The sequence below is a fragment of the Ralstonia sp. ASV6 genome (assembly GCF_016429285.1).
Classification (GTDB): domain Bacteria; phylum Pseudomonadota; class Gammaproteobacteria; order Burkholderiales; family Burkholderiaceae; genus Ralstonia; species Ralstonia flaminis.
Genome location: NZ_JAELUI010000156.1, coordinates 1 through 12,250, shown reverse-complemented (window position 1 = coordinate 12,250; position 12,250 = coordinate 1). Strand labels below are relative to the sequence as shown.

Below are 12,250 nucleotides of genomic sequence, written 5' to 3'. Positions count from 1 at the left end.
GGGCCTGGACGGAGACGGCCAGGTTCTGGATCTGCACGCCGGCGTCGTTGTAGTAGAACTCGCGGTGGACCTTGTGGCCCTGCCAGTCGAGCAGGCTCGCCAGTGCATCGCCCAGCGCGGCCTGGCGGCCGTGGCCGACGTGCAGCGGGCCGGTCGGGTTGGCCGAGACGAACTCCACCAGCACCGGTGCGCCATCATGCGTGTTGGCGGCGCCGTAGCGGTCGCCCTCGGCAAACACGGCGGCAATCACGTCGGCACGCGCGGCGGCCGACAGGCGCAGGTTGATAAAGCCGGGGCCGGCGATTTCCACGGCGGAGACCAGCCGCTGGCCGCGAGCATCGGCGCGGATGGCATCGGCAATGCTGCCGGCGAGTTCGCGCGGGTTCTTGCCCAGCGGCTTGGCCAGTTGCAGCGCGACGTTACAGGCGATGTCGCCGTGCGCGGCTTGCTTGGGGCGCTCCAGGACGATCTCCGGTCGGGCCTGGCCTTCGGGCAGCAGGGAGCCGACGGCGTCGGACAACAATTGGGCGATCGTCTGTTTGTGGGAGGGCAGCATAAAGAAACCATGACGCCGACAGTGCTGAAACAGGTTGAAATCCAGTTCCGGCGCCGCCAGTTGCGTTGTTCGGGGAAAAGTACGAAATTTTATCAGGTGAGCCGCAGTCTCAGGCGTATCCGCCCTCCGCCGTGGCAACCTTCGGCTCCCAACATCGACCCAACCGAGGAAACCTCAACATCATGATCACCTTTACTTCGCACGCTTCGCAAAAGTTCTCCATGCAGAAGGACCTCGCCATGGTGCTGCTGGGCGTGATCGGCAAGACGCTGGGCGAGCGTGGCGTCATTACGCCCGAAGAGATGCCCCACGCCATCGACCGCCTCAAGCGCGCCATCAAGGACGATACGCATCAGGCGCATATCCACGTGGCTGAACTGGCGGCCAAGGAGGACGAAGACGGCGAAGAAGAGCCGCCGCACCTCGGTCAGCGCGCGTACCCGCTGCTGCACATGCTGGAGGAATCGCAGGTCGAGCAGACCCCCGTCATGTGGGGCGTCTGAGCGTCGCTCAAAAAAATGCCCGGCCGCCAAACGGGTTGGTCCGGGCATCCGGCCACCGTGGCCGGGAGCGGGGGAAGGGGCGAGCGCGCCTGTTGGTCTGTCTTCTCCCGTCTTGTTTCTTGTTCTTACTGTTCGTGCAGCATGTCGGACAGCTCGTCCGCATGCTCTTCTTCCACGGCCAGAATTTCTTCCAGCACGCGCCGCGTGGTGGGGTCGCGGTCGCCGATGTAGCGCACCATCTCCAGGTAGCTGTCGATCGCGATGCGTTCGGCCACCAGGTTTTCCTTGACCATATCGACCAGGCCATCGGCTTCCACGTATTCCGAATGGCTGCGCGTGGATAACCCTTCCGGGCTGAAGTTGGGCTCGCCGCCCAGCTGCACGATGCGGGCGGCGATGCTGTCGGCGTGCTGCTGCTCTTCATTGGCGTGCACCAGAAACTCGGCGGCGATGGGCTCAGCGTTGATGCCCTTGGCCATGAAGTGATGGCGCCGGTAGCGCAACACGCAGATCAACTCCGTGGCCAGCGCCTCATTGAGTAGCCGCAGTACGGTTTCTCGATCAGCTTTGTAATCTTCGGTCACCGCGCCTTCCTGGATGTGCTTGCGGGCACGTTCGCGCAAGGTCTTGATATCGGTGAGAAAGCTGCTTTCCGGGGCGGCGACAAGCGTGGAACTCATGGGGGGCTCCTGCAGTGTGGGTGTGTTGTGGGGCGGGTGTCGGTTACTCGCTGGGCTCGCGCCGGCTGCCGCCGGCCAAGGCCACAACCAGCCCGATTGCCGCGCCAATCGCCACGGCCACGCCCACTGACTTGAATGGCGCCGAGGTGATGGTGTCTTCTGTGCGGCTCAGCGCCCAGTCCATGCGGTCACGCGCCTGGTGGGCGCGGTCGTTGGCGGCACGGCGCAACTGGTCGGCACGCGCGTGCAGGGTGCGACTGGCCCGGCGGGCTTCGGTGCCGCCCTCGTCGGTCAAGGTATGGATGGCGCTTTCGAGTGAGCGCAGCAAGCTTTGCACGTCGTCAACGGCGGGGCGTGCGGCGTGGCGGGCGTCATCTACGGCGTCTGCGGCGCTACGCATGGCGCGGTGCGCACGGTCGTCAATGTCATCGATCCGATTGCGAATGCGTTGGCTGGCAAAGAGAGACATGGCGAAGTTCCTCGTCGTGGCGCCGCGGGAAGGGCATACCGGTGGCGCGGTTGATCAGTTGCAGTTTCGGCTCCTGCGCATCGTAAGAAAGGCGGGCCGCCTGCCGAGTGGACCAGCAAGACGCGGGCCACGCCTTCCCGTCTGCGCGTTTGTGCTAATCGACGGCCTTGAAGATCGTGACGCCAAGCACCAGGAGCAGCACGAACAGCACGACGAAGATGAAGAACAGGACCTTGGCGATGCTCGCCGCGCCTGCGGCAATGCCGGTAAAACCCAGCACGCCAGCCACCACGGAAACGATGGCGAAGATGAGTGCCCACTTCAGCATGTTGTTGCCTCCGGATAGGGTAGAAATGGAGTTCGTCACAGGGGGGATGCGTCTTGTGCTGCATTGCGCCAGCCCCCTGCTGGCGTATCCCCACGCACATGCCGTGCCAGGGCGGGTGCGTCCTAGGTGTCGCCCGGCTCGCCCACGGGGTATCATGGGTGTTGACATAAAAAACACACGCAACGTGCGCCGCGTCGGGCGGCCGGATGCGTTTCATGCGTTCACATGGGTCTGCATGCCATGCGGTCATCCTTGCGCTCCACCCTGCTGCTCGCCGGCGGCATTCTGCTGACGCTGGGCGTGCTGATTGCCTCGGAGACGGGCAACATCCGCCTGAGCCAAGGGTATCGGCAGGTGATTCAGTCGCAGCAGGCGGAAACCGCCATCAATGAACTGCTCGCCGAACTTGTCAACGCCGAGGCCGGGCAGCGCGGTTTCCTGCTGACAGGCAAGGACGAATACCTCGACCCGTACAACAAGGCGATTCCGCACATCCACGCGCTGATGGCGGAGATCCGCGACCACTACGCCAACGATCCGGAGGCGCTCAAGCTGTTCTCGGAGACCGCGCTGCAGGTCAGCCGCAAGCTCACCGAGATGGAACTCACGCTGATCTACGGCAAGCGTGACCTGGAGGTGGCACTTGATCTCGTGCGCACCGATTTCGGCAAGGCATCGATGGAGGCCGTGCGGCAGGGCCTGGACCGCCTGCGCCAGCGCGAGATCGCCACTGTGGCCCGCAGCCTTGAGCACGCCGAGCGCGATCTGGCGCTCTCGCGCTACGGCATCGCGCTCATTACCGCAGTCAACATCATCCTGCTGGTGGTGCTGGGCATGCAGCACGCCAAGCGCCTTGCCGCCACCGAGCAGGAGCGTGACCTGCTCGAAGAGGAAAGCCAGAAGCTCGATCGCATGGTGCGTGAACGCACGCGTCAGCTTTCCGATCTGGCCGCCCACTTGCAGCGCGTGACCGAAGACGAGAAGACGCGCCTCGCTCGCGAGTTGCACGATGAGCTGGGCGCGATCCTTACCGCTACCAAGATGGACTTGCACTGGCTGCGCTCGCGCATCACGTCCATCGAGCCAGCGGTGGGCGAAAAAATTACGCGCGTGATGTCGCATGTGGACCAGGGCATCCAGATCAAGCGCCGCCTGATCGAAGACCTGCGCCCAACCATTCTGCTCAATCTGGGTTTGGTTGAGGCGCTGTCGCAACTGACCGAGGACGTTGGCGTGCGCAACGGCTGGCACACTGAGGTCAGCCTGCCAGACGAGATGCCCAAGCTCACTGACGACGCCGCCATTGCGTTGTATCGCATCGTGCAGGAATCGCTCACCAACGCATCGAAGTACGCGCATGCGACGACGGTGTCCGTGGCGCTGGATGCAAGCGAAGAGGGCGTGCGCTTGCGTGTGCGCGACAACGGCCGCGGCTTCCCGGCCGACATCGAACGCCGCCGCATGGTGGGCCATCACGGCCTGCTGGGCATGGAGCAGCGTGCCATTGCACTGGGCGGCACGTTGACCATCGATTCAATGCCTGGTGGTGGTGTGACGATCATCGCCGAGCTGCCACCGAACGATGCGGTGTTCTACCGCGAGGGCGCCAGCGGCAGCGGGCCGGCGGGGCCGCAAACGCTGCCCGGTGGCGTGGCGCCGGGCTCGGGCGAGGGCGGCGCGCTGGTCTGAGCGGTAGAAAGAAAAAAAGCCCCTTAATCACGTTAAGGGGCTTTTTTCATACGCGCCTTACAGCGCTGCGCTTACATCTTCTGCTTGACGTCGTCGGCCGTGTTTTCCAGTTTCTGGCCGCCGCTCTGGATGTCCTTGCCGGCGCCAGCCATGGTGTTGCAGCCGGCCAGGAAGATGCACGTCAATGCAATTGCGGCACACAGGGTCTTCATGAAACGCTCCTTGTGGGGGTCGAAAGCAATGTGGGCGATGTTCGGTTTCGCAGCATGGCGGCCGGCAGCGGGCAGGTCTCAGGCGTGCGGATGGTGCGCGGTCTGCTGCCTGGGGCGGGCAAGGCCGGCGCGCTCTTCGATGACCTCGAACACCTTGTCGAGTTCGAGCGATTTGTCGAAGAAGTAGTTGGCGCCGGCTTCAAAGCAGCGCTGCCGATAGGTCGGCACCTGCGCATGATTGGTGTAGACGATGCGTACGCTTGGCGATGCTTGATCGCGCAACGTTTGGAGAACCTTGAAACCGTTCCCCTGACGCAACTGCAGATCGACGATCACGACGTCGTAGTGGCCTTGCGCCAGCTGGTGCAGTGCCAAATCTTCCGTGTCGGCCCATTCGACAACCGCCACGAAAGCGGACGCCTTGAGGTACTCCAGCACCATGCCGCGAAGCACGGGGGAGTCCTCGATGAGGAGGACGCGCAATCCACGGGAGGAGAGGGTGACAGCTTTATCCAGCATGCGTTGATGGTAGCCAGCGGGCCGCCTGAGGGGTATCAGGCGTTGTCCTACATGCCAACAGGGTTTCCGGTCGGTTAGCGCTTTGGCCGGGCCGTTTTGCCTTGGTTTTCCATCCGGTGAAGCGTCACTCCACCAGGCCGTTCTTGATGGCGTAATAGGTCAGATCGGCATTTGACTTCATGCCCATCTTTTCCAGGATGCGGGTGCGGTAGGTACTGACCGTCTTGACGCTCAAAAACAGTTCTTCCGCGATGATCGACACTGATTGCCCGCGCGCGAGCTTGCAAAAGATCTGGAATTCGCGCTTGGACAGTGTCTGGTGCAGGGGCTGGTCGGTCGGCTTTTCCAGGCCGCCGATCAGCAGTTCGGCGACTGTCGGGCTCACATAGCGGCGGCCCTGCGACACGGTGCGGATGGCCTTCACCAGCTCATCCGGCGCACTTTCCTTGGTCAGGTAGCCGGAGGCGCCGGCACGGATCAGGTTGATCGCGTACTGGTCTTCCGGAAAGGTTGACAGGATCAACACGGGCAGATCCGGATGGCGCTGGCGGGCCAGCTTGAGCGTATCGATGCCGTTGCGGTCGGGCATGGAGATATCAAGCACGACCACGTCGAAGGCGCCGGTGCGGAGTTGCTCCATCACCTCTTCCCCACTTGCCGCTTCCCCCGCGACTTCGATGTCCCGCTCTTCGGACAAGAACTGCCGAAGGCCGGCACGGACGATTTCATGGTCATCCGCAATCAGGACGCGAATCATGCTGCTCCTTATGGGCACGCCGGGCGGGTTGCCCTTGTCTGCGCGCTGCGCTTGTTGGTTCGATACGACAGCAATTGTATCGGACTGTGGAGCGAAACCAACGCTCCTCTTGCTGGCGCGTTCAGGGGTCGTGTCTTGCGTTTCCATGGGGGCCTCGAAGATGTGAATTGATCGCAACATGTCGATGCGGGCCACTGAGCAAGCGGCGTGCCTGCGTGTGCGAAGCCAAAGAAAACGGGGCGGAGGATGTCCGCCCCGTGATGGCCAGGGTGTGCCGGGCGCGAGGCCCGGCGGTCAACCGCGATACCGTGTTACTTCGTCGTCGTCGTGGCGGCGTTTGCGCCAGCGTCTGCGCTCAGGCCTGCGGTGGCATCAGCCTTGGCTGCCTTGCCCGACTTCTCTGCCGACTTTTCTGTCTTGCTAACCGACTTGCCGACCTTCTCGGCGGTCTTGTCCGCGCCGGCTTCAGCCTTGGCCTTGTGCTCGTGCGCAGCCTTGGCGCCGTGTTCGGCCTTGTTGGTCAGTTGGTGCTTGGCAGCGTCGGTGTCGAGCTTGGCGCCGGCATCGGCCTTCAGGCCCGTGCCGACATTGGCTTGGGCGGGTGCCGGGGCGACAGCGGCCGTGCCGTTGGTTTGCAGTGCAGCGCCTGCGTTGGCCGACGGGGTTTGTGCGTTGGCGTAAGCCGAAGCAGCAGCGATAGCGATGGCGGACAGGGAGATCAGCAGCTTGTTCATGGAGAGACTCCTTTTGTTCTCTGAACGGCCACGCGAGGGATTCGTCGCGGCATCGCTCTGTGTGTTGAGCGAATGGGTTCAGTCTATGGAGCCCTTCCGGTTACGACTGTTAGGGGGTGTAAGCCTTTGTAATGTAAGCATCACCCCTCTTGAAATGCCGGCAAAGCCAATGCCAGCAAGGCTTCACAGTCGTAAGACATGGCGAACGATTCGCCATGTTCTAAACGTCTTGTCACAGAATCAGAGATTCGGGGCGAGGGCGCGCTCCACAAACAGGCGGTCCTCACCACTGCGCGCGACCATATCGTCCACCTGGTCCTGGCCGATCTTGCCGAGCGTGAAGTACGTGCTGTCCGGGTGTGACAGGTAGAAGCCCGACACGGAGGCTGCCGGCGTCATGGCCAGCGCTTCGGTCAGGTCCATGCCGATCTCCTTGGCGTCGAGCACGCGGAACATGTCGCGTTTGACGGTGTGCTCCGGGCAAGCCGGGTAGCCGGGCGCGGGGCGGATGCCCTTGTATTCCTCGCGGATGAGCGCGTCGTTGTCGAGCGTTTCTTCCGGCGCGTAGCCCCACAGGTCGCGGCGCACGCGGGCGTGCAGGCATTCGGCAAAGGCTTCGGCGAAGCGGTCGGCCAGGGCCTTGAGCATGATCGCGCTGTAGTCGTCGTGATCCGCTTCGAAGGCGGCTTCGCGCTTGTCGACCCCGATGCCGCCCGTCACGGCAAACAGGCCGATGTAATCGGCAATGCCGGTGCTCTTGGGCGCGATAAAGTCTGCCAGGCAGCGGTTCGGGCGCATCACGCCATCGATGATTGGGCGTTCGCTTTGCTGGCGGATGTTGCGCCAGGTGAGCGCGACTTCCGAGCGGGATTCGTCGGTATAGATCTCGATGTCGTCGTCGTTGACGGTGTTGGCCGGCAGCAGCGCGATCACACCGTTGGCCGTGAGCCAGCGCCCGGCGATCAGGCGCGCGAGCATGCTCTTGCCGTCGGAGAACACCTTGCGGGCCGACTCACCGACGATCTCGTCGTTGAGGATGTCGGGGAATTTGCCGGCCAAGTCCCACGTCTGGAAGAACGGGCCCCAGTCGATGTACTGCGAAAGTTCGTTCAGGTCGTAGTTGCGGAACACACGGCGGCCGATGAACTTCGGCTTGGGCGGCGTGTAGTTGGACCAGTCGATCTTCGTCTTGTTGGCGCGTGCGGCGGCCAGCGACACCATCGGCGTGGCCTTCTTGTTGGCGTGCTGGGTGCGGATGCGGTCGTAGTCCGCATGCAGCTCTTCGACGTAGCGCGCGGCACCTTCGTCCGACAGCAGGCTCGACGCCACGCTCACCGAGCGCGAGGCGTCCGGCACGTATACGACCGGGCCTTCGTAATTGGGCGCGATCTTCACGGCGGTGTGCACGCGGCTCGTGGTCGCGCCGCCGATCAGCAGCGGAATCTTCTTCACGCGGAAGTAGTCATCGCGCTGCATTTCCGAGGCCACGTAGGCCATCTCTTCCAGCGACGGCGTGATCAGGCCCGACAGGCCGATGATGTCCGCGCCTTCCACCTTGGCCTTCGCCAGAATGTCGTTGCACGGGACCATCACGCCCATGTTCACGACTTCAAAGTTGTTGCACTGGAGCACGACGGTGACAATGTTCTTGCCAATATCGTGCACATCGCCCTTGACCGTGGCGATGACGATCTTGCCGCGTGAGCGCACGTCGCCGCCAGCGGCTGCAATCTGGCGCTTCTCTTCTTCGATGAACGGAATCAGATGCGCCACCGCCTGCTTCATCACGCGGGCCGATTTCACCACCTGCGGCAGGAACATCTTCCCTGCGCCGAAGAGGTCGCCCACGATGTTCATGCCGTCCATCAGCGGGCCCTCGATCACCTGGATCGGGCGGCCGCCAGCGGCAAAGATTTTCTGGCGGACTTCTTCGGTGTCGTCGACCACGTAGTCGGTGATGCCGTGCACCAGCGCGTGGGCCAGGCGCTTCTCCACCGGCTCCTGGCGCCAGGCGAGATTTTCTTCGCGCTTGGTACCACCGCCCTTGTAGCGGTCGGCAATTTCCAGCAGGCGGTCGGTCGCATCGGGGCGGCGGTTGAGCACCACGTCTTCCACGCGATCGCGCAGTTCGGCGTCGAGGTTTTCGTACACGCCCAACTGGCCCGCATTGACGATGCCCATGTCCATGCCCGCTTGAATCGCGTAGTACAGGAACACGGTGTGGATCGCCTCGCGAACCACGTCATTGCCGCGGAACGAGAACGACACGTTCGACACGCCGCCGCTCACCTTGGCGTACGGCAGGTTCTCTTTGATCCAGCGCGTCGCGTTGATGAAGTCGACCGCGTAGTTGTTGTGCTCCTCGATGCCGGTGGCGACGGCAAAGATGTTCGGATCGAAGATGATGTCTTCCGGCGCAAAGCCGACTTTGTTGACGAGAAAGTCGTAGCTGCGCTTGCAGATCTCGGTCTTGCGCTGGAATGTGTCGGCCTGGCCTTGCTCGTCGAAGGCCATCACGACGGCCGCCGCGCCATAGCGCTTGATGAGCTTGGCGTGGTGGGCGAACTGCTCCTCGCCTTCCTTGAGCGAGATCGAGTTCACGATCGCCTTGCCCTGCACACACTTCAGTCCCGCCTCGATCACGTCCCACTTGGACGAGTCGATCATGATCGGCACGCGCGCGATGTCCGGCTCCGAGGCGATCAGGTTCAGGAAGCGAACCATGGCGGCCTTGGAGTCGAGCATCGCCTCGTCCATGTTGATGTCGATGACCTGCGCGCCGTTTTCGACCTGCTGGCGCGCCACGGCCAGCGCCTCGTCGAACTGGCTGTTCAGGATCATGCGCGCGAACGCCTTGGACCCGGTGACGTTGGTGCGCTCGCCAACGTTGACGAACAGCGTGCTCTCGCCGATGTTGAACGGTTCGAGGCCGGAGAGGCGCATGGGGTGGTCGGTCATGTTCTTCTGATGCAAATAAGGGGCAGGCGGGCGGTGGCGTGTCTGTTCAAGCTCAGGCGGCGTCTTTGTACTGGCCCGGCCAGCCGCGCGGCTTGCGATTGGCCACGCGGTCGGCAATCGCCTTGATGTGTTCGGGTGTCGTGCCGCAGCAGCCGCCCACGAGGTTCACCAGACCGGCCGCGGCAAATTCGTCGACCAGGCTGGAGGTGACGTCCGGCGTTTCATCAAAGCCGGTGTCGCTCATCGGGTTGGGCAGGCCGGCATTGGGATAGCACGACACCGCCACGTCGCAAATCTTGGCCAGCTCGGCAATGTACGGGCGCATCAGCGCGGCACCCAGTGCGCAGTTCAGGCCAAAGGTGATCGGCTTGGCGTGGCGCAGGCTGTTCCAGAATGCCTCGACGGTCTGGCCCGAGAGGATGCGGCCCGAGGCGTCGGTGACGGTGCCGGAGATCATCACGGGCACACGCTCGCCGGTGTCCTCAAAGAGTTGATCGATGGCGAACAGCGCGGCCTTGGCGTTGAGCGTGTCGAAGATGGTCTCGACCAGGAAGACATCCGCGCCGCCTTCGAGCAGCGCCTTGCCCTGTTCGTAGTACGCATCGCGCAGTTGGTCGAAGCTGACGTTGCGCGCGCCCGGGTCGTTCACGTCGGGCGAGATGCTGGCGGTCTTGGGCGTCGGGCCGAAGGCGCCGGCCACGAAGCGCGGGCGCTCGGGCGTGCTGTACTTGTCGCAGGCCTCGCGCGCGAGGCGGGCGGCCACGACATTCATCTCGTAGGCCAGGTCCGCCATCTTGTAGTCTTCCTGCGCGATGGTCGTCGCGCCGAAGGTGTTGGTTTCGATCAGGTCTGCGCCCGCGGCCAGGTACTGCTCGTGGATCTCGCGGATGACCTCGGGACGTGTGAGCAGCAGCAGCTCGTTGTTGCCCTTCACGTCGACCGGGTGGTCGGCAAAGCGCTCGCCGCGGTATTGCGCCTCGGTCAGCTTGTAGCGCTGGATCATGGTGCCCATCGCGCCGTCCAGGATCAGGATGCGCTCGCGCAGCAGCGCGGGCAGGTTGGCGGCACGGGTATAGGGCAGGGGCGCGGTCATGGGGACTCCGATCAGGCCGAGATGGGGCAGAAGCGTGGACAGAACAACAAAATCGACGGCCAAACGCGAATTTTACCAGTCGCATCAATGACTTGCCGCCGTTGTGGGCAATCGCGCTCCTATAATCCACATCACGCCATTCGCCCCACCCTGATAGCCGCCATGCAACTGCTCGATCCCACCGACGCCCACGCCTTTCTGCAACGCACGCCTGCCGCGCTGTTCATCGACTGCCGCAGCGAGATGGAACACCTGTTTGTCGGCCATCCGGTCGGCTCACACCATGTGTCGTGGAACGACGGCCCGCACTGGGAGGTGAACCCGGAGTTCGTGCCGACCGTGCGCAAGCTTTCCGGCCACGGTACCGAGCGCCCGATCGTGTTGATCTGCCGCAGCGGCAACCGCTCGTCGGCGGCGGCGCATGCGCTGGAAGACGCGGGGTTCCGTGATGTCCGTGTCGTTCGTCACGGGTTTGAGGGCGATCTGGATGGCACGCGCCATCGCAACACGCTCAATGGCTGGCGCCACGCAGGCATGCCGTGGGAGCAGTGTTAAGCCGCATTTAGCCGGACGCTATCAATGCGATAGTTGCTCTACACATGAAAAAACGCCCGGCTGCGCCAAGCTCCGGGCGTTTTTATGTTCGTTGGGCGAGTGCGGTTAGCGCAGTGGATAACCTCGCCGCCGCCCCCGACGCACGCCGTTCAGTGCATCGTCACCGGTTGCGTCATCACTGAGTCGAACTTGCCGAGGAAGTCGTCGACTTCTTCTGCAGTCGGTTCACTGGCGATCAAGCGTTTCACATCCTCGCGGAAATGCTCGGCAAGCTCGCCGCCGAGGAAGATTTCACGTTTGAGGTTCTTGTCCACGATTTCGTAGCCGCCCGCTGCCAGCATGGCGTGTTGGCCGTCTACACCGAACTCGACAACACAGTAGTTGTCGCTGTTGTAGATCATTTGCATGGTGCACCTCCGAGGCGTCAATCGTCTTGCTGTTGTGGGACTGCTCTACTGCTGCACCGGGTAGATGGGGCTCGCGATCCTGACTTCAAGGGCCGATCATTTCCCGCGTTCCGGATCGTGTTTTGCCCCATCTGATCCTTGGGCTTAATCATTGGTCATAAAGTTCGCGAACGCGAGGCGGAATGTGTGACGGGCGTTGTTATCGCGTAACAAGACCTTTCCGTGTCTGCATCGAAAGGCGCAAGCCGTTGTCCGCCATTCGGCGGGTAGACGACGGGCGGTGTGCGTGGCGCCTGCAACTACCGGCACGGCAAACATCTGTCAGGGCGTTGCACCCTGACTGCCGCATCCCGTGTGCCGGAGGAATTCATCCAGATCGGTGAGGAAGGCCTCGTCCTGTTCGATGGGGGCGAGATGGGCTGCGCGCGGCATCACTTTCAAGCGCGCGTTGGGAATGCGCGAAGCCATCTCGCGGGCGACTTCCATCGGGGCGCCGGCATCTTCCTCACCCGTTATGACAAGTGTGGGACAGGCGATGCGAGCGAGCCCGCCACGCGTGTCGAGCGCCTTGATGGCGAGGCATGCGCCAACGTAGCCGTGCGGCGGCGTGGCCCGCAGCAGGGTGCGGATGCGCTCGGCCACGTCGCGATGCGCTTCACGGTAGGGCGCGGTCAGCCAGCGTTGCAGCGTGGGCTCGACGATGCCAGCCATGCCGTGCGCCTCGACCTGGCCGATGCGCTCGTCCCACATCGCATGTGCTGTCAACGGTGTGACACACACGGTGTCACAC

Annotated in this window: 15 protein-coding genes; 3 read left to right on the top strand and 12 right to left on the bottom strand. The window is 63.3% G+C overall.

Annotated features, from left to right (window positions below):
- Window positions 1–556: arginine--tRNA ligase (gene argS, locus JHD73_RS23350; RefSeq protein ID WP_199032561.1), on the bottom strand; the 556-nt coding region annotated here is incomplete at its 3' end.
- A 182-nt stretch (window positions 557–738) separates the two neighbouring features.
- Between argS and JHD73_RS23345 the strand changes: the two genes are divergently transcribed.
- Window positions 739–1,059 (top strand): DUF1840 domain-containing protein, encoded by a 321-nt coding sequence (locus JHD73_RS23345; RefSeq protein WP_199032560.1) that lies wholly within the window; start codon window positions 739–741, stop codon window positions 1,057–1,059.
- 125 nt (window positions 1,060–1,184) lie between these two features.
- On the opposite strand, the gene JHD73_RS23340 is transcribed toward JHD73_RS23345, so the two are convergent.
- The 3 genes from JHD73_RS23340 to JHD73_RS23330 all read right to left on the bottom strand — a co-directional run bounded on the left by JHD73_RS23340 (window position 1,185) and on the right by JHD73_RS23330 (window position 2,536).
- Window positions 1,185–1,739 carry a bacterioferritin gene (locus JHD73_RS23340; RefSeq protein ID WP_199032559.1) on the bottom strand — a complete coding sequence of 185 codons (555 nt, stop codon included), beginning with the start codon at window positions 1,737–1,739 and terminating at the stop codon, window positions 1,185–1,187.
- Window positions 1,740–1,782: 43 nt separating this feature from the next.
- Window positions 1,783–2,208: a YqjD family protein gene (locus JHD73_RS23335; protein WP_199032558.1), complete on the bottom strand. Its 426-nt coding sequence runs from the start codon at window positions 2,206–2,208 to the stop codon at window positions 1,783–1,785.
- A gap of 154 nt (window positions 2,209–2,362) precedes the next feature.
- Window positions 2,363–2,536 carry a DUF1328 family protein gene (locus tag JHD73_RS23330; protein ID WP_199032557.1) on the bottom strand — a complete coding sequence of 58 codons (174 nt, stop codon included), beginning with the start codon at window positions 2,534–2,536 and terminating at the stop codon, window positions 2,363–2,365.
- A 240-nt stretch (window positions 2,537–2,776) separates the two neighbouring features.
- On the opposite strand from JHD73_RS23330, the gene JHD73_RS23325 reads away from it, so the two are divergent.
- On the top strand, window positions 2,777–4,225 hold the full coding sequence (locus JHD73_RS23325; protein WP_199032556.1) for a CHASE3 domain-containing protein: 1,449 nt from the start codon (window positions 2,777–2,779) through the stop codon (window positions 4,223–4,225).
- 71 nt (window positions 4,226–4,296) lie between these two features.
- Here JHD73_RS23325 and JHD73_RS23320 read toward each other — a convergent pair whose 3' ends face one another.
- The 6 genes from JHD73_RS23320 to JHD73_RS23295 all read right to left on the bottom strand — a co-directional run bounded on the left by JHD73_RS23320 (window position 4,297) and on the right by JHD73_RS23295 (window position 10,498).
- Entirely contained in the window at window positions 4,297–4,437 is a 141-nt protein-coding gene (locus JHD73_RS23320) for an entericidin A/B family lipoprotein (RefSeq protein WP_199032555.1), read from the bottom strand.
- A gap of 78 nt (window positions 4,438–4,515) precedes the next feature.
- Window positions 4,516–4,956, bottom strand: a complete 441-nt coding sequence (locus tag JHD73_RS23315) for a response regulator (RefSeq protein ID WP_199032554.1) — start codon at window positions 4,954–4,956, stop codon at window positions 4,516–4,518.
- A 124-nt stretch (window positions 4,957–5,080) separates the two neighbouring features.
- Window positions 5,081–5,713, bottom strand: coding sequence for a response regulator transcription factor (locus JHD73_RS23310; RefSeq protein WP_009277190.1), 633 nt, complete (start codon window positions 5,711–5,713; stop codon window positions 5,081–5,083).
- Window positions 5,714–6,024: 311 nt separating this feature from the next.
- Window positions 6,025–6,447, bottom strand: a complete 423-nt coding sequence (locus JHD73_RS23305; protein ID WP_199032553.1) for a hypothetical protein — start codon at window positions 6,445–6,447, stop codon at window positions 6,025–6,027.
- Window positions 6,448–6,687: 240 nt separating this feature from the next.
- Window positions 6,688–9,405, bottom strand: a complete 2,718-nt coding sequence (gene metH, locus JHD73_RS23300) for a methionine synthase (RefSeq protein WP_199032552.1) — start codon at window positions 9,403–9,405, stop codon at window positions 6,688–6,690.
- 52 nt (window positions 9,406–9,457) lie between these two features.
- On the bottom strand, window positions 9,458–10,498 hold the full coding sequence (locus JHD73_RS23295) for a homocysteine S-methyltransferase family protein (protein WP_199032551.1): 1,041 nt from the start codon (window positions 10,496–10,498) through the stop codon (window positions 9,458–9,460).
- 162 nt (window positions 10,499–10,660) lie between these two features.
- Between JHD73_RS23295 and JHD73_RS23290 the strand changes: the two genes are divergently transcribed.
- On the top strand, window positions 10,661–11,053 hold the full coding sequence (locus tag JHD73_RS23290) for a rhodanese-like domain-containing protein (RefSeq protein ID WP_199032550.1): 393 nt from the start codon (window positions 10,661–10,663) through the stop codon (window positions 11,051–11,053).
- A 149-nt stretch (window positions 11,054–11,202) separates the two neighbouring features.
- Here JHD73_RS23290 and JHD73_RS23285 read toward each other — a convergent pair whose 3' ends face one another.
- Window positions 11,203–11,460: a DUF3567 domain-containing protein gene (locus JHD73_RS23285; RefSeq protein WP_021196257.1), complete on the bottom strand. Its 258-nt coding sequence runs from the start codon at window positions 11,458–11,460 to the stop codon at window positions 11,203–11,205.
- 321 nt (window positions 11,461–11,781) lie between these two features.
- Window positions 11,782–12,250 (bottom strand): alpha/beta fold hydrolase (locus JHD73_RS23280; protein WP_199032549.1); only part of this gene is annotated, 469 nt, incomplete at its 5' end.